The 21,272-nt window shown below is 61.1% G+C and carries 14 protein-coding genes; 8 read left to right on the plus strand and 6 right to left on the minus strand.

Annotated elements, in window-relative coordinates; translation table 11 throughout:
• Window positions 1-96 precede the first annotated feature (96 nt).
• Entirely contained in the window at window positions 97-1,398 is a 1,302-nt protein-coding gene (locus ACDC67_RS06150; RefSeq protein WP_376691497.1) for a replication-associated recombination protein A, read from the plus strand.
• A gap of 141 nt (window positions 1,399-1,539) precedes the next feature.
• A complete protein-coding gene (locus ACDC67_RS06155) occupies window positions 1,540-1,941 on the plus strand; it encodes a hypothetical protein (protein WP_376691499.1) in 402 nt (133 codons plus the stop codon).
• A gap of 51 nt (window positions 1,942-1,992) precedes the next feature.
• On the opposite strand, the gene ACDC67_RS06160 is transcribed toward ACDC67_RS06155, so the two are convergent.
• The 3 genes from ACDC67_RS06160 to ACDC67_RS06170 all read right to left on the minus strand — a co-directional run bounded on the left by ACDC67_RS06160 (window position 1,993) and on the right by ACDC67_RS06170 (window position 6,745).
• The gene (locus tag ACDC67_RS06160) at window positions 1,993-3,393 is read right to left on the minus strand and encodes an MATE family efflux transporter (protein WP_376691501.1); all 1,401 of its coding nucleotides are present in this window, start codon (window positions 3,391-3,393) and stop codon (window positions 1,993-1,995) included.
• Window position 3,394: 1 nt separating this feature from the next.
• Window positions 3,395-5,791: an ABC transporter permease gene (locus tag ACDC67_RS06165; protein WP_376691502.1), complete on the minus strand. Its 2,397-nt coding sequence runs from the start codon at window positions 5,789-5,791 to the stop codon at window positions 3,395-3,397.
• 249 nt (window positions 5,792-6,040) lie between these two features.
• Window positions 6,041-6,745 (minus strand): ABC transporter ATP-binding protein, encoded by a 705-nt coding sequence (locus ACDC67_RS06170; protein ID WP_376691504.1) that lies wholly within the window; start codon window positions 6,743-6,745, stop codon window positions 6,041-6,043.
• On the opposite strand from ACDC67_RS06170, the gene ACDC67_RS06175 reads away from it, so the two are divergent.
• Window positions 6,744-7,358, plus strand: coding sequence for an arylesterase (locus ACDC67_RS06175; protein WP_376691506.1), 615 nt, complete (start codon window positions 6,744-6,746; stop codon window positions 7,356-7,358). The two genes, ACDC67_RS06170 and ACDC67_RS06175, sit on opposite strands and share 2 nt — an antisense overlap.
• Here the strand turns inward: ACDC67_RS06175 and hepT are convergent.
• Together hepT and mntA are read right to left on the minus strand one after the other, a co-directional pair.
• Window positions 7,347-7,757 carry a type VII toxin-antitoxin system HepT family RNase toxin gene (gene hepT, locus ACDC67_RS06180; protein ID WP_376691508.1) on the minus strand — a complete coding sequence of 137 codons (411 nt, stop codon included), beginning with the start codon at window positions 7,755-7,757 and terminating at the stop codon, window positions 7,347-7,349. The two genes, ACDC67_RS06175 and hepT, sit on opposite strands and share 12 nt — an antisense overlap.
• On the minus strand, window positions 7,739-8,146 hold the full coding sequence (gene mntA / locus ACDC67_RS06185) for a type VII toxin-antitoxin system MntA family adenylyltransferase antitoxin (RefSeq protein WP_376691510.1): 408 nt from the start codon (window positions 8,144-8,146) through the stop codon (window positions 7,739-7,741). Before mntA ends, hepT begins: the two co-directional genes overlap by 19 nt.
• 116 nt (window positions 8,147-8,262) lie before the next feature.
• Here mntA and ACDC67_RS06190 point away from each other — a divergent pair, with 116 nt between their 5' ends.
• Window positions 8,263-9,858: an electron transfer flavoprotein-ubiquinone oxidoreductase gene (locus tag ACDC67_RS06190; RefSeq protein ID WP_376691512.1), complete on the plus strand. Its 1,596-nt coding sequence runs from the start codon at window positions 8,263-8,265 to the stop codon at window positions 9,856-9,858.
• Between the two features lie 824 nt (window positions 9,859-10,682).
• Here the strand turns inward: ACDC67_RS06190 and ACDC67_RS06195 are convergent.
• Complete coding sequence (locus ACDC67_RS06195; protein ID WP_376691513.1) at window positions 10,683-12,077, minus strand: choice-of-anchor Q domain-containing protein; 1,395 nt, start codon at window positions 12,075-12,077, stop codon at window positions 10,683-10,685.
• A gap of 784 nt (window positions 12,078-12,861) precedes the next feature.
• Here ACDC67_RS06195 and ACDC67_RS06200 point away from each other — a divergent pair.
• The 4 genes from ACDC67_RS06200 (at window position 12,862) to ACDC67_RS06215 (ending at window position 21,022) form a co-directional block, all read left to right on the plus strand.
• Window positions 12,862-18,096, plus strand: a complete 5,235-nt coding sequence (locus ACDC67_RS06200) for an RHS repeat-associated core domain-containing protein (RefSeq protein ID WP_376691515.1) — start codon at window positions 12,862-12,864, stop codon at window positions 18,094-18,096.
• Between the two features lie 19 nt (window positions 18,097-18,115).
• Window positions 18,116-18,556, plus strand: coding sequence for a hypothetical protein (locus ACDC67_RS06205; protein ID WP_376691517.1), 441 nt, complete (start codon window positions 18,116-18,118; stop codon window positions 18,554-18,556).
• 127 nt (window positions 18,557-18,683) lie between these two features.
• Complete coding sequence (aroC, locus tag ACDC67_RS06210) at window positions 18,684-19,778, plus strand: chorismate synthase (RefSeq protein WP_376691519.1); 1,095 nt, start codon at window positions 18,684-18,686, stop codon at window positions 19,776-19,778.
• A 221-nt stretch (window positions 19,779-19,999) separates the two neighbouring features.
• A complete protein-coding gene (locus ACDC67_RS06215) occupies window positions 20,000-21,022 on the plus strand; it encodes an aspartate-semialdehyde dehydrogenase (RefSeq protein WP_376691520.1) in 1,023 nt (340 codons plus the stop codon).
• Window positions 21,023-21,272: the final 250 nt, after the last annotated feature.

A 21,272-nucleotide genomic window follows, 5' to 3' on the forward strand; every position in this document is an offset into this window, starting at 1 on the left:
GGCTTCTCCCCTCGTCGATTGGTTGTGCCGCCGAGTATAGCAATGGTCGTGTTCGCGGCCGCTCGGTCATCGTCACCGGCGCGTAGAATGACCGCCATGAGCGATCTGTTTGCCTCCGAAAGCACTGACCAGGCGCCCGGCGGCCCGCTGGCCGACCGATTGCGCCCGCGGCAGTTCGACGAGGTCGTGGGGCAGGAACACCTGCTCGGCGAGTCGGGGCCGCTGCGGCGCATGATCGATTCCTCCCGCGTGGCCTCGCTGGTGTTCTGGGGGCCGCCGGGAACCGGCAAGACGACCTTGGCGCGGCTGCTTGCCCAGGTGGGTGACCTGAGTTTCGTCCAGATATCGGCCATCTTCTCCGGCGTGGGCGATCTCAAGAAGATTTTCGAGGCGGCCCGTCTGCGTCGTGGCAACGGCCAGGGCACGCTGCTGTTCGTCGACGAAATCCACCGCTTCAACCGGGCCCAGCAGGACAGCTTCCTGCCGCACGTCGAAGACGGCACGATCACCCTGGTGGGCGCGACCACCGAGAATCCCTCCTTCGAGCTCAACGGGGCGCTGCTCTCGCGCATGCAGGTGCTGGTGCTGCAGCGCCTGGATCACAAGGCGCTCGAGCGGCTGCTGGAAAGAGCCGAAGAGCATGTCGATCGCGAATTGCCGGTCGACGGGGCCGCGCGCGAGATGCTGTTGGCCATGGCCGACGGTGACGGCCGCTACCTGCTCAACATGGCCGAGGCGATCTACGATCTTGCCGGCGAGGATGAAACCGTCGACAGCGATCGTTTGATGGGCCTGGTGCAGCGCCGGGCGCCGGCCTATGACAAGGATCGAGAAGCGCACTACAACCTGATCTCGGCCCTGCACAAATCCCTGCGCGGCTCGGATGCCGACGCCGCCCTGTATTGGCTGGCGCGCATGCTCGTCGGCGGCGAGGATCCGCTCTACGTCGCCCGTCGACTGATTCGCTTTGCCTCCGAGGATATCGGCCTGGCCGACCCGCAGGCCCTGACCCAGGCCCTGGCCGCGCGCGAGGCCTTCGAGGTGCTGGGCTCGCCCGAGGGTGAGCTGGCCATCGTCCAGGCCACGCTCTACCTGGCCACCGCACCCAAGTCCAATGCCGTCTACAGGGCCGCCGGCGCTGCCTGGCGCTCGGCCGGGGAGACCGGTTCGCTGATGCCGCCGGCGCACATCCTCAACGCGCCGACGGGCCTGATGAAGGATCTGGGCTACGGCAAGGACTACGTCTACGACCATGACACGGATGCGGGGTTTTCGGGGCAGGATTACTTTCCGGAGGAGATCGAGCGCCAGCGTTTCTATCGCCCCGTCGAGCGCGGCTTCGAGCGCGAGGTGGCCAAGCGCATGGCTTGGTGGCAGCGCCAGCGAAGCGGGTCCTGACAGCGCTTGCGCGGAACATTTGTCCGACGAGCGGATCACATTTGTGACAGAGCGGTTTCGGGTGGCCCGAAATTTGCGCTATATTGCATTGATATACCGCAGGCGTGACAGTTGTCACTTTTCTGCAGGAGGTCGGGAAGAATGCGCAACGAAGACGACGATATCTACGAATTCGTTTCAAGCGACACGATCAAGCGTGCCGAGGAAATGTGCTCCTCGCTGTCGAGCAATATCGGGCTCGAACGGCGCGGGCAGACCACCTACTACCAGGGCGCGATTTCCGACATGAATGGGACGGGCAGCCGCTTCAGCAAGGTGACCGTGGCCGACTCGGGCAAGAGCGCCGATCAGTTGACACTGGTATCCGAAAAGCCGCTGCCTTCGACCAGCAACGCCCTGCTGGTCTTTCGTGCCGGGCCGGGCGATGACATGAAGTACCTCGGTCGCCACGCCGACACGCGTCCCGGTCAGCGCCAGGACGACGAGGAAGCGAACCGGCACATCGCGATCTATACGATCCTGCGCGACGTTCGAAAGCGCTGAGTTGTCCCCACACGGTGCCGCACCAGGTCGTTCCTGGTACCGGACCGACCGCTATCGGTCTGCGGGGAGCGATGATTGCCCGGTCGCGCCTCGGAAGGTCACAAGCACGATCCCCAGCAGCCACAGGGCGCAGACGAAGTCGATTGACGTTGCGCCGTAGTAAACCCCGGATACGCCGATCAGACTCGGCAGCGTGAGCATCACCGGCACGTAGAAAAGGAACTGCCTCGAAACCGATACCAGTGTGGCCTTTCCGGGCTGCTCGATGGCCGGCAGCAGGGCCAGCGCGGTGAACACGATCGGCAGTACCGGCAGCACCAGTATCAGCACGCGAAAGCGATGCAGGTCGATGGCCGTGAGCACGGTATCGGGCAGCATCAGTGCCAGCGTGGCCTCGGGGAACAGGTTCATCGCGATCCAGATCGGCACGATCATCGCCGCGCCGGCGGCGACGAAGGTCCAGTAGCTGTCTCGGATGCGCAGCCACTGCCCGGCGCCGTAGTTGATCCCGGCCACCGGCTGGAAGGCGCGCATCAGTCCGAACAGCGGTGTGAGCATGAACAGCAGCACCCGCCAGGCCGCGCCGAAGAAGGCGATGTCGGCCTCGTCGCCGATGCGGCTGAGCATGTTGAACACGACGACCGCCTGGACCAGGCCGGTCGAGCTTTGCACCATGGCCGGTGTGCCCAGTCGAACGATGCGGCCGGCCAGGGCGCGCGGCAGGCCCAGAAAGCGCGCGTCGACGGGGTAACTCGCCCGGCCCTTCGCGAAGCGCCGCCAGACCAGGAGCCCGCCGACCGCGCCACCGATGTTCGTCGCCCAGGCCGCGCCGGCCACGCCCCAGTCGAACACGGCAATGAACAGCGGTGTGAGTGCGATATTGATCAGCAGGCCGGTGGCCATGTAACCGGCCGCCAGCTTCATCTTGCCCTCGCCGCGCAGCAGCATGTTCAGGGTCAGGCCGCCGATGGCGCCGAAGCCGCCCAGGGCCGAGGCGCGCAGGTAGGCGGCGGCAATGGGTACGAGATCATCCCTGGCACCCATGGCATAGACCAGCTTCTCGGCCAGGCTGCCGCCGAGCAGGGCGTAGCCTACAGATAGTCCGAAGGCGATGGTCACGGCCGTCCCGGGCAGTTGCTTGACCGTATCGCGATCGGCCCGGCCGATGGCGATCGAAAGCGCCACGCCGCCGCCGATGCCGGCGAGCGAGCCCAGGCCCAGGGTGAGTTGCGTCAGCGGATAGGCCAGAACCGCGCCCGCCAGGGCCTGTTCGCCGATCAAATGGCCGATGTAGACGGCATCCATGACGGCATTGAGGCCGAAGGCCATCATCACCGCGATCGCCGGCCAGGCCATGTGCCACAAAACCCGCAGCCGCGAGCCGTACAGGATCAGGTGGGCTTGCGGGTCGGCGTGTGCTTCGGGAATTGCAGTGGCGCGGGTTGAGTTCAAGCTATCCGCCGGCGCGCAGGATACGCATCGGAGAGGCCTTGAGCACCGAGCGGTTGCCCAGCCAGCCGCTGCCGACGACTAGCACGAAGGCGCCGACGAACCCCGTCGCCAGCAGCAGGCCGGAGGGCCGGTAGGCGAACTCGAACAGCTCGCGCGCCAGCAGCCAGCCGGTCAGGGCCGCGCCGCCGGTGGCCAGCACCGCGGCGATCAGGGCCATGGCGCCGTACTCGATCAGCAGGCCGCGCGTCACCAGGCCGTCGTCGGCACCGAGGGCGCGGATCAGCGCCGCTTCCTGCCGGCGTTCGTCGCGCGTGGCCTCGAGTGCGGCCAGCAGTACCACCAGCCCGGCAATCAGGGTGAAGAAGAACACCACCTGGGCCGCGCTCGAAACCCGGTCGATGATTTCCCCGATTCGATCGAGCAGGGCGCCGATATCGATGATCGATACGTTGGGCCAGCCCTGCTGAACATCGCGCAGGGGCCCGGCTTCGTCCGGCAGGCTGAAGCTGGCAATGAACTGGTGCGGCAGGGAATCGCCGGCCGAGGGGGTGAGCAGGATGAAGAAGTTGACGTTGAACGACTCCCACTCGACCTCGCGCATGCTCGTGACCGTCGCCTCCAGGCGTTGTCCGCCGGCTTCGAACAGCATGGTGTCGCCCATGCCGATGCCCGTTCGCTCGGCCCAGCGCTGCGCCAGGGAAATCTCGCCGTCGGCATCGGGCGCGAAGAACGCGCCGTCGGTGACGCGATTGGCCGGCGGCAGCCGGTCGATCCAGGAGACGTTGACCTGCCCGGCCCAGCGGTGGTCCGGCGGCGGTTCGCCGTTGACCTCGAGCAGGTTGACCGTGGCCATGGGACGGACCTGAAGGTTGCGCGCACCGGTCTCGGCCAGCGCTTCCTGTACCGCCTCGCGCTGGTCGGGCTGGATATTGACCACGAAATGATCGGCCGTGTCTTCCGGCAGGCTGCCGCGCCACTGTTCCAGCAGCTCGGCGCGCACGATCATCAGCAGCAGCAGGGCCATCAAACCCAAGCCCAGCGCGGTGATCTGGATGATGCCCTGGCCGCGCCGGCGGTGCAGCCCGGCCAGGCCGAAGCGCCAGTCCGCGCGGGTTCGCTTCGACAGCTGGCGGCTCAGGCCCATCGCCCCCCAGGCGGACAGGGCCAGCACCGCGGCCAGGGCGGCCGAGCCGCCCAGCACGATCATCGCCAGGCGCAGATTGCCGAGCTGCAGCACGGGGATGGCCAGCGCACCAAGAATCGGAAGCAGCCACAGGCCGCCGGCCAGCCCGGGACGGGTATCGAGCGAGCGGTTGAGAATGCGCATCGGCGCGACCGATCTAAGCGCGACGAGCGGCGGCAGGGCGAATCCGGCCGCCAGCAGCAGCGTGAAGCTGCCGCTGCCGACAAGCGGCATCAGGCGCGCCGGCGGCAGCTCGCCGGCCGGGCCGTCGGCCAGGATCGAGGCGATCACGGCCTGGGCGCCGAAAGCCAGTAGCCCGCCAGTGGCGATCGCCGCCAGCGCCAGCCACAGCAGCATCAGGCTCAGCGCGCCGAGAATCTGCCGCCCTTCGGCCCCGAAAGCCTTGAGCAGGGCGACCAGGTCGCGCTGCGAGCGCGAGTAGCGAAGCGCGGCCAGCAGCACGGCCGCGGCGGCCAGGATCACGGCCGTCAGCGCGGCCACGCCGAGGAAGCGTCGGGCCTGCTCGAGCGCCTGGCCGGTGTCGGCTTCGGCCTCAGCGACGGTTTCGATCTCCTGGCGGTCTTCGAGACGAGGTTCGACCCAGCCCCGAAACTCGGCCACGGCCGATTCACTACCGGCTACCAGCAGGCGCCAGCGCACCCGCGAGCCGGGGCCCAGCAGTTCACTTTCCAGCAGATCGTCCATGTGGATAATCAGGCGCGGGGCCAGCATGAAGCGGCTGCCGCCGCGATCCGGCTCCCAGGTCAGGACCCTGTTGACGGTGACCGGTCGGCGGCCGATGTCGACTTCCACGCCCGTGTCGGTCTCAAACAGGCGCAGGCCGCGGGCGGCCATCCAGCCCTGTCCGGGTTCGGGCGCCCCGGCACTCGCGACCGTCTCCTCGCCGCCGAGCCGCTCGGCCAGCTTGAGCTGTCCGCGCAGGGGGTAGCCGTCGGTCACGGCCTTGAGGTCGACCAGGTGGCTTTCCTCGTCGATGAACAGCACCGTGCTCAAGAGCGCGATCTCGGCCGTCTCCAGCCCCAGTTCGCCGGCCTTTTGCAGGTACTCGTCCGGCAGCCGCTCGCGCCCGGTCACCACCAGGTCGGCGGCCAGCACCTCTCCGGCTTGGCGCTCCAGCGCCCGCCCGACCCGGTCGGTAAACAGACTCACCGCCGCCAGCGCCGCGGTGGCCACGACCAGGCCGGCAAACAACATGATTAGAGCGCCTGAGCGCGCTTGCCGGGTGAGGAGCTTTAGCGAGAGGGTGGTGGCGTTCATGAGGAGATGGCTTCGCTATGTGGCGCAAACCCGAAATTCGAAGCACCAAATCCGAAACAAGCACGAAATTCGAAATTCGAATGACCAAAACGGGAAGGCGCCGAGGCGCGGTTCGTCCGCCGTTTCGGGATTTCGTGCTTCGAATTTGTTTCGGATTTGATGCCTCGGATTTCGAATTTGCGAGCGTCAAGCATGCTCAGTAGCTCCCTCGCCACTCGTAAGCACGCCGTCATCAATCTCGTCCACCCTTCCACACCGCCGAGCGAGCTTCATATCGTGCGTAACCAGCACCAGCGCGGTGCCGTGGTGTTCGTTGAGTTCGAACAGCAGGTCGGCCACCGACTCGCCGGTGCGCTGGTCCAGGTTGCCGGTGGGTTCGTCGGCGAACAGGATGTCGGGCTCGCCGGCGAAGGCCCGCGCGATCGCCACGCGCTGCTGTTCGCCGCCGGAGAGCTGGCGCGGGTAGTGTTCCAGGCGATGGCTCAGGCCGACCTGGTCGAGCGCGTGCAGGGCGCGCTTGCGCGGGTGTTCGAAGCCGGCGATCTCGAGGGCGAGCATCACGTTTTCCAGCGCGGTCAGGCTCGGCAGCAGGTGGAAGCTCTGGAACACGAAACCGACGTGGCGCTTGCGCAGCCGGGCGCGAGCGTTTTCGTCTAGCGCCTTGAGTTCGCTGCCGCTCAACCGGATATCGCCCGACGTGGGCCGGTCGAGGCCGGCCAGCAGGCCGAGCAGGGTGGTCTTGCCCGAGCCCGACGCCCCGACGATCGCCAGCGTTTCGCCGGCGTTCAGGTCCAGGCTGATATCTTTGAGGATCTCGAGTCGCCCGCCCGGGGCGTCGACTGAAAAACCCACCTGTCGGGCCGACAGGATGTTGTTGCCGGAATCGCTCATGAATGCTCGTGTTTCACTCTGTTTATTGATCGCCGTTTTCCTCGCCGCCGGGGCGCAGAGCGCCGCCGTGCGCGCGGACACGGTGATGATTGTCGGCGACAGTCTGTCCGACGCGTATTCCATTCCCCGTGAATCGGGCTGGGTGCACCGGCTGTCCGAGCGCCTGGCCGACGAGCACGAGGTGGTCAATGCCAGCATATCGGGCGAGACCACCGCCGGGGCGGTGACCCGGATCGACGGATTGCTGGAAACCCACCGGCCGGACGTGGTGCTGATCATCCTCGGCGGCAACGACGGCCTGCGCGGGCTGGCACCGGCACAACTCGAAGACAATCTGGCGTCCGTGATCGAAAAAGGCAAGTCGGCCGGCGCGACCGTGGCCCTGATGCAGATCCGCCTGCCGCCCAACCTCGGCCCGACTTACATCGAGCGCTTCGAGTCGGTCTACCCGCGCTTGGCCGAGCGCCACGGGATCGAGCTGCTCCCCTTCTTCCTCGAAGACCTGTACAAGCGCCCGGGCATGCTGCAGGACGACGGCATCCACCCGACGGCCGAGGCCCAGCCGCGGATGCTCGAGGCCGTGTGGTCAGAGCTGAGTCGTCTACTGAATTGAGGCGGTGATTCGCGCGAAATCGCGAAAGTCTTCCAGTCGGTCCGTGCATATGGAGTGGACGATGCGCCAGTCGACATCTCGATAGCTGTGGATGGCGATATTGCGAAAGCCCACAGCTCGCTGCAAGCGATCGGCAAGCTCGGAGTCGATCATGCCGGCCTGCTGCATCAGCCGGAATGTTTCACCCATGGTCGTGGGGGCAGGCTGCTCGGTCGCGCTGAGCGCGTGGTTGCCGATATCGACTGTGAGTTGAATCGCCCGCGTCAGGTTGAGCGTAACGATGTCCTGGGCATCGATGTTCTCGGCCAGCTGCTGGGCCGAGTCGGGACAGGTCGCTTCTACCCGCTGAATACAGCGGCGCAACGACTCCAGCTTTTCATTCAGGACTGCTCCAGCCATGCCTTGCGTCGCTCTTCGAGCATGCGGTTGCGTAGCGGCAGGAAGTCAGCCTGGTCAATGAGGTGACGGCTGACGAGCCGGGCCCAGGCCTCGTTGCTGCCCAGAATTCGGGCCCCGCCGGAAATGATCTCGCCGAGCAGGGGTTCGCCGACCTGCTGCAAGTCGATCAGATCCACAGGGCGTCCCGTCTTTCGGGCCAGCTTGTCGATCAGTGCCATTCGGCGTTCACTATCCAGCGGTTTGCCGGCATCGACAGCGATGTCCAGATCGCTGTCTGGGCCGGCGGAGTCCGAGGCCACTGAACCGAACACCACGGCAAGTTGGATATCACCCTCGGATTCAAGGGTTTTTGCCAGTCCGCGATGCGGGTTGGGACGCCTGCTGCTCATGGCTGGAGTATAGCAGCGCGGCTGACAAGCCTGATCAGGGCGCTGCGATCCGGCTGACACCGCCAAGGCCTTGCCTGTATCCTTTGGGGTCTGACCCGAGACCTCCAGCGAATCCCATGTCCGAACGCGAAATCATGGAATACGACGTCGTGATCGTCGGTGCCGGCCCCGCCGGGCTGGCCTGCGCGATCCGGCTCAAGCAGATCAAGGACGACCTCAACGTCTGCGTGATCGAGAAGGCCGCCGAAATCGGCGGACATATTCTCTCCGGCGCGGTGATCGAGCCCGAACCGCTGGACGCGCTGATCGAAGGCTGGCGCGACGATCCGCCGCCGATCTGCGTGGAAGCGGGCAAGGACCAGTTCCTGCACCTGAGCAAGACCGGCAAGCGCAAGCTGCCCACGCCACCGCAGCAGAAGAACCACGGCAACTTCATCGTCTCTCTCGGTGCGATGTGCGGCTGGCTGGCGCCCAAGGCCGAAGCGCTGGGCGTGGACCTGTTCCCCGGTTTTGCCGCCGCCGATCTGTCCTACAACGACAAGGACGAAGTCCAGGGCGTGATCATCGGCGACATGGGCGTCGATGCCGAGGGCAAGGAAAAGGACAGCTACGTCCAGGGCATCGAGATCCACGCCCCGGTGACCGTGCTGGGCGAAGGTTGCCGCGGCCACCTGTCCAAGCGCGCCATCAAGAAGTACAAGCTCGATGCCGACAGCGATCCGCAGACTTACGGTATTGGCCTGAAGGAACTCTGGCGCCTGCCCGAGGGTCGCGTCGAGCCGGGCCTGATCCAGCACACCGTGGGCTGGCCGCTGCCAGAGGCAATCTACGGCGGCAGCTTCGTCTACCACCTGGACAAGGATCGTGTCGCCGTTGGTTTCGTCTGCGGCCTCGACTACCAGGATCCGAAGTTCTCGCCCTTCGAAGCCTTCCAGCAGTTCAAGCACCACCCGATGATGCACGAGTTGCTCGAGGGCGGCGAAATCCTTTCCGCCGGCGCCCGCGCGCTGGTCGAGGGCGGCTACCAGTCGCTGCCGAAGGTTGAAATGCCGGGAGCGATGCTCATCGGCGACTCGGCCGGCCTACTCAACGTGCCCAAGATCAAGGGCACGCACCAGGCCATGAAGTCGGGCATGCTCGCCGCCGAGCACCTGGCCGAAAAGCTCAGCAGCGAAGGTTTCGACGCCCGCCTGCGCGACTCCGACATCATGGCCGAATTGAAGAAGGTGCGGAACATCCGCCCCGGCTTCAACAAGGGCCTGTGGCGCGGCATGGCCGTCGCCGCGCTCGAGACCGCCACCGCCGGCAAGCTGCCGCGCACGCTGTCCAACCACGCCGACCACGAGCAGTACCGCAAGCTCGACGAAAAGGGTCTGAAGTTCGACTACGTCGACCGCGACCTGCCGCCGCGCGATCGCCTCGCCTCGGTCTACTTCGCCCAGACCGAACACGACGAAGACCAGCCCGTCCATCTGAAGATCATCGACCCGGACGTGTGCTTCACCCGCTGCGAGGAAGAATACGGCAACCCTTGCACTAAATTCTGCCCGGCCAACGTCTACGAAGTGGTCGAAGACGAAGGCGGCAAACGCCTCCAGATCAACGCCGCCAATTGCGTCCACTGCAAGACCTGCGACATCGCCGATCCCTACCAGGTGATCGACTGGGTCACGCCCGAGGGTGGGTCAGGGCCGAACTACACCAACCTGTGATTGGGAACCGCAGATGAACACAGATAAACGCAGATTCTTTGAACTTGATTTTCATCTGCGTTAATCAGCTTTCATCTGCGGTTCCTATTCCATGCTCAGTCCATCCGGTCGGGCTCCACTCCCACGAGCTTAGCCGAAAGCCACAGGCCGGCGATCTCAATAGCGGGTTACTGCTTTGGGCAAGGGGGCGCCGGCGACCAACGCTTGCTGCCTACCGTTTAGTTAAGCGGCGCGCGTAAGCGCGTCCGGGGGAGGCCCAATAGGGCCGGAACGCACTTGAGCGGCTTGTTAGGTTTTGTTCTCAGGGGGCTAGGGTTTCACTAATCTACTGGAGAAGGCCGTTGCTCGGAAAGAGCGCGCTCTACCGATTCAAGCCACGCTCTTGTTCGGGCGCTCCATGATGGGTCCAACCGCTCTACCTCTAAGAAGCACGCCCTAGCAGACGCAAACGAGCCCAAGTGATAATGGCACTTTCCTAAATACCACTGGGGCAACGGATCTCCGGGCCGCGCGATTACCTCCCCATTGGAAAGGTTCTTTGCTTGTTGGTACTCACACCGCGAAACCAGATCGTCAACCCTCTTCTCGAATGCACGTCTCTCAAGGGCGCGCCGTGTGTCCGGATGGAAAATCGGCAGACGTCTCAGGGCTGACAGTACAGCCAGTACAAACAGGGCAGCCAAGATCAACAAGACAACCAAGAGCCATTTGATCTGTCGGATCTGGGAAAGGAGGTCGGCGGGTATTTCAGTCATGTGCCTGGAGTGGCAAGCCTAACTATGAAGATCGTCGGATTGAGTGATGCGTACGGCTGCCATGAAGCGTCAGTTTTCAAAGCGATCCTGGAACAGCAGCTCGAGCTCGAAGGCTCCGATGTCTGTTTCCTGGCCCATTTGCCTGCCATAAGGCTGGCCACGTTGGTCGAATTCGAGTTCCTGCGGATTAGATCCGGCATCCACCGCACAGGAGTCTTGTGCAAGCGCATGAGTCATCGTCGCGCCGCCGTTGTTTGCCAACGGTCCCAAGTCGGGGTCACAGTTCAACGTGTCGGGCGGGAGCGTTGAGCCGGATACGGATACCAGGTTATGGCTTCCTGAAATTTCTCCATTGACAAAGACGTCGCCGTTGTCGGGCGCGGTGTTCTCGGTCACCACACTACTGACGAGGTGGAGGTCAACGGGGTCAGTCCCGATCGTGGTCAGGCCGCCACCTCCAACGCTGGCTTCATTTCGTGTGATGGTGGAGTTCAGAATATGCAAGACGGGCGTGGTAGCCGCATTCTGATTAGCCAACTGCACGCCGCCGCCAAAACTGAAGTCGTTGGGTTCGGCCAGGTTGTCTGACAGAGTCGAGTTGATCAGGTAGCCGGCCGAACGGATGCCCCAATGGATCGCTCCGCCTGCCGATCTCGCTGTATTGGAATGCAGCAGGGCTCCGGAAATGGTCGAAGCATCACTGCCGGTGGCCTCGGTGATGGCCAGCGCGCCGCCGATGTCAGCGACATTCCCGCCCAGAACGCTTTGCTCCAACGTGAGGGTGCCCGTGACGGCAACGCCTCCGCCCGAGCACATGTCCTGTGTGCCGTTGAACTTTGAGCTGCACTGGTTGTGGTTTATGCCGGACTCGATGATCGTCAGGCTGCCGTTGGCGCGAATTGCCCCACCCCCGCCGCTTGACGTCACTGATGCCTGGCAGTCTTCCACCCGAACTCGTTGCAGTACGAGTTCGCCGTTGCTCAGAATGCAGCCCCCGCCTTCCGAAGAGTCGACCGCCCCGCCGGAAATGGAAAGTCCCCGAAGCGTCGCACTATCAGCATCGATGTTGAACACTCGAAATGTGCTCTGGGATTCGTCGGAGCGCATTATGGTCATCGCGGATCTGCCGGGGCCCTCGATAACCATTGGCACTTCTACCGTCAGCTGCGAGTCGCTATGATCGCTCAGGATGATCGGGCTGGATACTATTTCCGGGATCAATACAGTGTCGTCGACCCCAAAATCTCCCATGACGTCGCAGTTGTTGCCATTCGTGCTGGCAATGTTAATCGACTCGATTGCCTGTCGCAGGGTACAGGTATCAATCTGCCCGTCATCTCCCGACTGAGAAACCGATACCGTAGCCGACAGGGCCTGTCCGTGAGGGAGAACGAGAGTGAGGCAGGCGATTGCCAACAGGCCAACAGGAAGTAGTGCCAAGCGGCACGATGATTGCTTGCGCATTGCGCACCCCGTACTAAACTCATTGAAGCCAACGACTTCAAGAATAGCTGTAAGGGCGCAGTGTTGCAAGGAACGAACTTCAGGCGGCATAGGATGAGCAATCTCTGATAGAAGAGGCCTGCTTCGACGGCTGTTGCGAACAGTATAAGCTCGAGCTCAGGCTGTCCCCTTCTCTAGCTAAACCAAGCCTGGGCCATCGCCATTCCCAGGGAAAAGCAAGGAGCGGCGATTTCTTGCGTGATCGTGGGGGGTCGTGCGGGGCTGTGAGTAGTCACCGAAGAGTTTCGAATCGACCAAGCGGCTATCCTCGCTCAGCGTTCATTTCAACTGAAGACACGTAGTGCTGGACTGCAGAGGACATCGCGGTTGATCGATGTGGGAGATCATGAGTTGTAGCTCAATTTCCTTTGTCGCAATGTCCCGCCGCCTGTGCGCCTCGCCACGGTCACTCTTAGGCAGATCAGTCACGACAAAGTCAATGCAGAATTGCCGAATCGAGAACGCCTGAGGGGCCTCCGGTGTGTACTTCAGAACTCCGTTGACAATCGGTTTCGGCCGGCGAGCTTATTCCATTTCTCTCCTCTATGCCCGAATTGGTTGAGCAGTCTTGACGTTGTCGTTTTTCCTGTGCTAGCGTTCAAGGGCAGGCTGATTTATGGGGCTTGGCTGTAGTGAGATAGGGCTCGCTGCAGTAGCGGTTGGTAATCTGATCGGGTCATTGTGTGCAGCTTCATTGAGCGCGCTACCCGCCACTTCAGATGCCTTCAATCTGATTACGGCCTGAATGATCAAGGGGCTTGACTGCGTCAGATTTGTCTGGCTGCGGCATTGGCAGATAGAGGGTCCTAGTTTCATGGGTATTAGCAAATTTGTTCCGTTCTTTGATGTAATCCAACTTTTTAACCATTCCCTTAAGGGTCGTGAACGAAACACTGGGCTGCGTTTGGCGCACCTAGTGGCGTTCCTCCTCGCCTGTATGCCTTTGGTGGCTCTGTCGGCTTCTCAAGACAGCGTGTGGGAGTTTTGCACTGATAATTACGCAGATGAGCACCAATGCTTTGACTCGCTTTCCGAAGCTGAAGACTACATGCGAGAGGAGCCCTGCGATCTAGGTGCGCCGGACTGCAGTCCGGATGACCTAAGTGGGCGGCGCTTCCTGGAGTTGGATGGGCCCCCTTCAATCAGTGCCACAGACATTCGCTATGACTACGATGTCAAGCGGCGTCCACCTAAGACAATTGAAGAAGATTACCTCTACGCGCTATCAAGAAGCAGTTACATAGGCCCCGGAACCGCTTGTGGCTGTGATGGTGGCACAGACCCAACTTGCTACAGTGATAGGTTCAACTGTGCTTCTGATCCCGAGAAATGCTATAGGTGCCCGTCGAGTGATGGAGAACTTGACCCGATTTTGGATGCCTTTGAGAACCAATGGGACAAGGGTTGTGGATACAGTGCGACGGTTATTCCGGCAGAATCAAGCGGTGAAAATAACATGACTCAATCAGGCATGGGGTGTGCTGAATCTGAGAACTGCAGTAGCAATCGAAATTCTCAGTCACCGTGGCCATCGCCGCCGAATCATGCCACATCATTTAGCGGAATTAACGGGCTAGATTTCTTTCAGAACACGGGAAGCTTCAACTATCACAACAGCTACTCGCATTCCGAAGATGATCCCCGATTTCCCTTCAATGTCGAGGTGGAAGTTGAGTACGTACCAAAAGAATCCGACGGGTCATGTTCGGATAGCGCTGGCACCAAAAACATGATGATCGATAGGTGGCAGAGGTTTGAATGCGATGAAGGCCTGCGCGTGCCTTCACCCTATGTCAGGCTTAACCCGCAGAACTACTACCCGCCGGAGGAAATTGGAAGGAAAGATAAAGTTTGCAAGAGCTATCAGACCGGTCAGATACGAGCTCACCTCATTCCGAGCAAGCAATGTGAGTATGGCAATCCATGTGTTCCAGCCACAGGTGCCAAGATAAAGCGCGAGGTTGACTTCTCTGTCGGATCGCTTTCCATCGAGAGGACCTACCATTCACTAAGGTTAGCGAGGAGCAATAGTCGTTTTGGAACGGCGTGGCACGGAAACTTCGGCGATCGCCTTCTCGTTTCTCCGGGAAACGAACCCAATGACGTTTTCTATGTCGACGTCGATGGGCGATACGAAAAGTTTGAGCTTCAGAATGCCATTGGCACGTATCGCTCTACGAACGTGGTAGGGCTGACTCTCTCGAAAGAGCCGGATGGAAACTGGATTCTCAGGTGGCCGGGTGGAGAAGTGCGACAGTTTTCCGAGGATGGTCGGCTCCAGCTTATTGAGCAAACAGGCCCGGAAGGCTATGAGCTTAGCATGCAATACGGCCCGGATGGCCTCCTGCACTTGGTCGAAGATCGCGTTGGACGGGCGTTGACGTTCCATTATGATCAGACAGGTCCTCTGGATTGTGAGTCAGCGTCCGATCAGTCCGCTTGTTCCGCTCGAAGGGTCTCACGCGTTGAGCTGCCGGATGGTCATGAAATCCTTTACGGCTACGACAGCGAGGGGCGCCTGGAGTCGGTGGAATACGCCAATGGCGCTCGCCGGCTCTACCATTACAACGAGACTGAAAACATTTGTCCCGCCGATGCCCCGGCTGATACCTGCTCTGGTGGCACCGTCCCTGACGGCGGGTTTCCGGGTCTGCTTACCGGCATAAGCGACGAATTCGTTGGGAGTGATGGAACCCTAGAAGTGTCGAGATATTCCACCTACCAGTATGACCACCATGAACGAGTGATCTCGAGTGCCCTGGCCAATGGCCTCGACCGAACGGGCATCAGCTACCTGGGCAACGACGAAGCCGTGGTCACCTACCCGGAAGGTGGTGAGCGTCATATCGAGTTCACGACAATCGCCAATGCGTTCCGCAAGGATGATTTGTGGATTGACCGCACGGACCCATCGGGCGAGGCAATCGAAACTGACTTCGAGTACGACAGTTCCGGCCGTCTGAACTGGAAATCCGATCCCAGGGGAACGGTGACCCGCTACGAGTACGGTGGCGATGGTCTTCACCAAAGCGCGGTTGTGGAAGCGGACGGAACACCGGAGCAGCGCCGAACGGAGACCGAATGGGCGCCAGGGCTGACGCGCGTTTCAGAGAAGCGGGTTTATGACGCCCAGGGCGCGCTCGTCAGACTGACCAGAAACGACTACGACGCAGATGGCCGGCTGGTCGCTCGATGCGAGTACGACCCGAATGACTCCGAGGCGGTTGCATACGAGTGCAGCGGCTCGGTCGCTCCGCCAACGGGCGAGCCCGTTCGGCGTTGGACATGGGCGTACTGCGACTCTTCTTCGCCGGATTGCCCGCTTGAAGGGCTTCTGGTTGCCAGTACAGTTCCAGGCGATGATCCCGCTGAACCGACCGAGTACCACTACTATGCCCATACGAGCGAGCAGGGCTGTGCAGATGGCCCGGGTGACTGCTTTCGAGCCGGCGATCTATGGATGGTGGTCAATCCGCTTGGGCATGTAGTGGAGTATTTGAGCTACGACCAGGCTGGTCGCCCGATCAGGATCCTGGACGCGAACGGAGTGATCAATGAATTGCAGTACAGCCCGAGAGGTTGGCTCGAAAGCTCTACTGTGGATGAGGAAACCACCACCTATGTGTACTCTCCAAACGGCTTATTGGAGAAGACTGTGCATCCTGATGGCAGTTTTTTGGAGTTCGAGTATGACAGTGCTGAGCGACTAGAAGCCGTCGAGAATGCGCTGGGCGAGCGCATAGAATTTGTGCTGGACGAGGGTGGGAACATCGAGCTACAAGAGATGATCGACAGCGATGGTGATGTTCGCTACCAGCTCGAAAGGGTCTACGATCAACTCGGACGACTCGACGCAATGGTATCCGGAACCGGACAGACAACTGACTACGAGTATGAGCCGGGGGGCAGCGTCGAAAAGGAAACGGACCCGCTGGGAAATGCGACGGAATCCGAGTATGACCCGCTTGGGCGTCTGGATTACGTCCTGGACGCTCTTGGCGGTGTTACGGCCTTTTCCTACGACGCGGTAGGTAATTCCACCGAGGTTGTGGATTCCGAAGGTCTAGCAACGAGCTACCAATATAATGCATTTGATGAGTTGACCGCTCTCGTCAGCCCGGATACCGGGACTACGAGCTACACCTATGATGAGGCGGGGAATCGTGAAACAAAAACCGATGCGCGGGGCGTGACTACGACATTCGCATACGACGCCCTGAATCGCTTGATTGGCGTCCAGTTTCCTGACAGCAGCTTGGATATAAGCTACTTCTACGACGAAGATGATAGTGTTACGGGCTGTGAAGAGTCCTATCCGGTAGGCAGGCTCACGCGAATGATGGATCCTTCCGGAACGACCGTGTATTGCTACGATGCTCGCGGAAGCGTTACCAAAAAGACGCAGGCCGTTGGCTTGGATTCCGTTGCGGTTGGCTATGATCATGATGAGGTTGGTCGCCTGACCAGTATCACGTACCCCAGTGGTCGGGAGGTCATGTACTCCCGAGATGCCGGCGGTCGGGTCACATCCTTGCAGTTGTCCCCCGGGGATTCGCAGAGAGTGAAGACAATCGTGTCTGCTGTCGATTACTTGCCTTTCGGGGCTGTAAAGCAGTACACGTTCGGAAATCAGGAGAATTTGGTGCGCAGTCATAACCTTGACTATGACGTCACCGAGGTAGAGAGTCCTGCTCTGGATCTTCAGTTGCAGCGAGATGCGGTCGGCAATATCGATCAGCTTGGAATGTCGGGTGGCAACCAGTCGATCGTCGAAGAGTACGTCTACGACGATCTCTATCGTCTTGAGGCTGTTCAGGATGACCAGGGTGTCGATATTGAATCCTATGCCTATGACCTTATTGGAAATCGTCAGAGCAAGACGACGGACTTCGGCACAGAGATGTACGACTACGCTGTCGATAGCCATCATCTTGTAAGCGTGGACGGAAACATGCGCACCCATGACGCTGTGGGTAATCTGGTCTCGGACAGTCAGGGTAGCCGCAACTACGTCTATGGTGATCACAATCGGCTTTCCGAATTCTCCGCCCCGCGCGTCAATGCTGACTACGTCCACAACGGTCGGGGACAGCGCACTTCCAAGGTGGTGAACGAGAGCGGTTCGACCAAGCAGGTATATTTCGTCTACGACGAATCCGGTCGGCTGTTGGCAGAACTATCCTACCCGCCGATGGGGCTTTACCCGGTCGTGCGCCGGGAATACGTATACCTGGAAGATATCCCAGTAGCCGTGATTGATTACGAGTCTGGTCAGACCACATACTACGTACATGCCGACCATCTGGGTACGCCGCGTGCGGTATCGGATGGCAGTGGGGTCAAGCGCTGGGAATGGCAGTTCCAGAGCAATCCGTTTGGGGAAGTTTCGGCGGACGAGGATCCAGAGAACACCGGCACCAGCTTTGATTTGAATCTGCGGTTTCCTGGGCAGTACTATGATTCCGAGAGTGGGTTGCACTACAACTACTTCAGGGACTATGAGCCGCAGACTGGGCGGTATGTGCAGAGTGATCCGATTGGGTTGGCTGGTGGCATCAACCTCTATGCATATGGCTATGCCAATCCGCTCTTCTATAGAGATCCCTTTGGCTTGTGGGGCTTGAATCCACGTACGGCCTCTTGGCTTGCATGCCATATAATGGATGCTGCCGATGACGTTGCGAACTCCTGGAAGGACTATAGACGCCGTCAGTGTGAAGAGAATCGAAATCAGCAGCGATCAAAGATCAATGAAAGCTGCGAGAGCAACGAAGAGCAGTGCCACGATAGCACTAGATACCAAACAGCGCGAACGGGAGGCTTTAATCAAGATTGTTATCTTGATTGCCTTAGGGATTTCGATGCGCAGTGCATGGAGCGCTTGCAGCGTGCCGAAGAAGAATATACAAGTTGTATGGGTGGTATCGGCTCCAACATCATTCTTGGGTGCGATACGACCTTGCTCAAGCCAGGTCGTTAGTTTTCTTGGTGCTGCTGACATGAACAGAGTTGTCGCAATATGCCTTGCTGCCCTTCTTGCCTCCTGTTCGATCGAGTACGAGTCTTGCAGGGACGGTTTGGCGAGAGTCGGCGCGAACGATATTTTACTGGGTCAGCGCGATATTTCGGATTTCAAAGGAGATTTCTGTTCGGATATGCCGCTAACATCCTATGTTGATTCTGATACATCGGCCAAGTTTTCGCGAGGGTGTCCGGGGGTCTGTTCCGATGAGGTGTCAAGGTATTCGGCTGCCGTTGGAGTTGCCAGTATGCAGGAGGGTGATTTCTGCGGTGATCCAGATCCTGCTGTCAGGTCGGCTTACCGAGAGCTTCTGAGCGAGTCGCTGGAAAGGATTTACAGTTTCGAGCAGGATTTGATTGACTGTTATCTTCGCGAAGCCGGTGTGACGTTGAATTCATCGGGTGTGTACGCTGAATGACTGGCGCGGGCTTCTCAGGGGCGTCTCGGTGAATCTGTCGCGGGGCGGGCAGTACATTTGCGGCACGGTTCCAGTGAAAGTCGGATAGAATCGAATCCAAACAGGTCACTTATCTGGCTCTGCCTTGATGTCTTGCAACTCCTTCGGCCACGTCCTGACCCTGACCACGTTCGGCGAGAGCCACGGGCCGATGATTGGCTGTGTGATCGACGGGTTTCCGCCCGGGATGGAGATCACGCCCCAGGAGATTCGGGCCGAGCTGATGCGGCGGGCGACGGGGCAGAGTCGGTGGACTTCGCAGCGCAAGGAAGCCGAGGACGTTCAGATTCTGTCGGGGGTGTTCGAGGGGAAGACGACCGGGGCGCCGATTGCGCTGCTGATCTACAACACCGATGCGAAGCCCAAGGACTACTCGAAGATCGCGGATCAGTTCCGGCCCGGGCATGCGGACTACACCTATCACCACAAGTACGGCATTCGCGACTACCGCGGCGGCGGGCGGTCTTCGGCGCGGGAGACGGCGATGCGGGTGGCGGCCGGGGCGCTGGCGCGGAAGTGGCTGCGCGAGAAGTTTGGCGTGGAGATCACGGGGTGGCTTGGACAGATCGGTGATCAGGTCTGCGATGAGCACTTCGATGCGACGGTGATCGACACGAATCCGTTCTTCTGTCCCGATGCGTCTCGAATCGAGGCGCTCGAGGGCTACATGAAGGAGCTTTGGAAGTCGGGCGATTCGGTCGGCGCGCTGGTGAAGGCGCGCGCGACCGGAGTGCCGGTGGGCCTGGGTGCACCGGTCTACGCCAAGCTCGACGGCGACCTGGCCGCGGCGATGATGAGCATCAACGCGACCAAGGGCGTGGAGATTGGAGCGGGTTTCGCCTCCGTGGCGCAGAAGGGCACCGAGCACCGCGACGAGATCACGCCCGAGGGCTTCGAATCCAACCATGCCGGCGGCGTGCTGGGCGGCATTTCGACGGGGCAGCCGCTCGAATGCGCGGTGGCTTTCAAGCCGACATCTTCCTTGAGATTGCCCGGAAAAACCGTGGATATCCGGGGCGAACCGGTTGAAATCGTGACCACCGGCCGCCATGACCCCTGTGTCGGGATACGCGCCGTGCCGATCGTCGAGGCCATGCTGGCCCTGGTGATCATGGACCACGTCCTGCTCCACCGCGCCCAGTGCGGCGATGTGGGCGAGCAGACGCCGCGCATTCCCGGGTGATTCGAATTCAAGTTCAAATTCAAAATCTAATTGTCCACAGATGAACACAGATGAACACAGATAAAAACGTTTAAAAAACCGCCGGCTCCCCTCGCCAGTGGTGCCAAGGGCTTGCAGTTCAGGCGGCTACTGTTGCCTGAGGAACTCCTGGCAAGTTCAATCTGTGTTTATCTGTGTTCATCTGTGGACATTTTTTAATTCAATCAAACCAGACAATTATCATGAGCGAAGCGAAGCAAGGTTATCGAGTTGCCGTCGTCGGTGCGACCGGTGCGGTGGGGCATGTCATGCTGGAGCTGCTGGCCGAGCGTGAGTTTCCGATCAGCGAGTTGGCGGTGCTGGCTTCCAGCCGGTCGGCGGGCAGCCAGGTGGACTTCAAGGGCAAGTCCGTGACCGTCAAGGACCTGGCCGAATTCGACTTCAGCGGCTGGGACTTCGCGCTGTTTTCCGCCGGCGGCAGCGTGTCGGCCGAGCATGCGCCGCGGGCGGCGAAGGCCGGCTGCACGGTGATCGACAACACCTCGCATTTCCGCCTCGACCCGGACGTGCCGCTGATCGTGCCCGAAGTGAACGCGAGCGTGCTCGACGACTTCGGCACCGACGGCGGCATCATCGCCAATCCCAACTGCTCGACCATCCAGATGCTGCTGGCCGTCGCGCCCATCCACCGGGCCGCCGGCGTGAGCCGCATCAACGTGGCCACCTACCAGTCGGTCTCCGGTGCCGGCGCCAAGGCCATGGAAGAACTGGCGCAGCAGTCCAAGGATCGCTTCAACTTCCAGGAGCCGGAGGTCAAGGCCCTGAACGCGCCGATCGCCTTCAACGTCATCCCCATGATCGACAAGCTGGAGGACAACGGCTACACCAAGGAAGAGATGAAGATGCACAACGAGTCGCGTCGCATCCTTGATTCCGACGAGATCGCCGTCAACGCCACGGCGGTGCGTGTGCCGGTGTTCTTCGGCCACGGCGAGGCGGTTCACCTGGAAACGGTCGAGCCGCTGGAAGTCGACGCCGCGCGCGAACTGCTCAGCAAGGCGCCGGGCGTGAAGGTGGTCGGCGACGACGAAATCGTCACGCCCCAGACGCATGCCAGCGGCCACGACGAGACCTTCGTCAGCCGCATCCGGCGCGATCTGAGCCATCCGCAGGGCCTGGATTTCTGGGTCGTGGCCGACAACGTGCGCAAGGGTGCGGCGCTGAACGCCATCCAGATCGCCGAATATCTAATTAATCGCCGATGAGCTACTGCGCGACTGTGTGACGGCGTCCGGCAGCGCAGGCGCTGGGGCCTTGGCGGCTTGCCAAGGCAAGAAGCCTGGGCCCCAGCGTCGTATAGCGCGTGCTCGGGATCCTCATGTATTTCCATATACACTCCGGTCCCTGCGCTCCGGCGGCCACCGTCACACAGTCGCTCGCTACGCTCCTCGACGATCAATTCCAATCAGAGATCCCTGGAAAGCGCCGTGACCGCGGCGCTTTCGCATCGTGTGA

Source organism: Wenzhouxiangella indolica, assembly GCF_042310355.1.
Classification (GTDB): Bacteria; Pseudomonadota; Gammaproteobacteria; order Xanthomonadales; family Wenzhouxiangellaceae; genus Wenzhouxiangella.

What these genes read in the sequence shown, in the direction of transcription:
- ACDC67_RS06150 (WP_376691497.1), top strand. Translation starts at nt 97, where the DNA reads ATGAGCGATCTGTTTGCCTCCGAAAGCACTGACCAGGCGCCCGGCGGC.
- ACDC67_RS06155 (WP_376691499.1), top strand. Translation starts at nt 1,540, where the DNA reads ATGCGCAACGAAGACGACGATATCTACGAATTCGTTTCAAGCGACACG.
- ACDC67_RS06165 (WP_376691502.1), bottom strand. Translation starts at nt 5,791, where the DNA reads ATGTTGTTTGCCGGCCTGGTCGTGGCCACCGCGGCGCTGGCGGCGGTG.
- ACDC67_RS06175 (WP_376691506.1), top strand. Translation starts at nt 6,744, where the DNA reads ATGAATGCTCGTGTTTCACTCTGTTTATTGATCGCCGTTTTCCTCGCC.
- ACDC67_RS06170 (WP_376691504.1), bottom strand. Translation starts at nt 6,745, where the DNA reads ATGAGCGATTCCGGCAACAACATCCTGTCGGCCCGACAGGTGGGTTTT.
- hepT (WP_376691508.1), bottom strand. Translation starts at nt 7,757, where the DNA reads ATGGCTGGAGCAGTCCTGAATGAAAAGCTGGAGTCGTTGCGCCGCTGT.
- mntA (WP_376691510.1), bottom strand. Translation starts at nt 8,146, where the DNA reads ATGAGCAGCAGGCGTCCCAACCCGCATCGCGGACTGGCAAAAACCCTT.
- ACDC67_RS06190 (WP_376691512.1), top strand. Translation starts at nt 8,263, where the DNA reads ATGTCCGAACGCGAAATCATGGAATACGACGTCGTGATCGTCGGTGCC.
- ACDC67_RS06195 (WP_376691513.1), bottom strand. Translation starts at nt 12,077, where the DNA reads ATGCGCAAGCAATCATCGTGCCGCTTGGCACTACTTCCTGTTGGCCTG.
- ACDC67_RS06200 (WP_376691515.1), top strand. Translation starts at nt 12,862, where the DNA reads ATGATCAAGGGGCTTGACTGCGTCAGATTTGTCTGGCTGCGGCATTGG.
- ACDC67_RS06205 (WP_376691517.1), top strand. Translation starts at nt 18,116, where the DNA reads ATGAACAGAGTTGTCGCAATATGCCTTGCTGCCCTTCTTGCCTCCTGT.
- aroC (WP_376691519.1), top strand. Translation starts at nt 18,684, where the DNA reads ATGTCTTGCAACTCCTTCGGCCACGTCCTGACCCTGACCACGTTCGGC.
- ACDC67_RS06215 (WP_376691520.1), top strand. Translation starts at nt 20,000, where the DNA reads ATGAGCGAAGCGAAGCAAGGTTATCGAGTTGCCGTCGTCGGTGCGACC.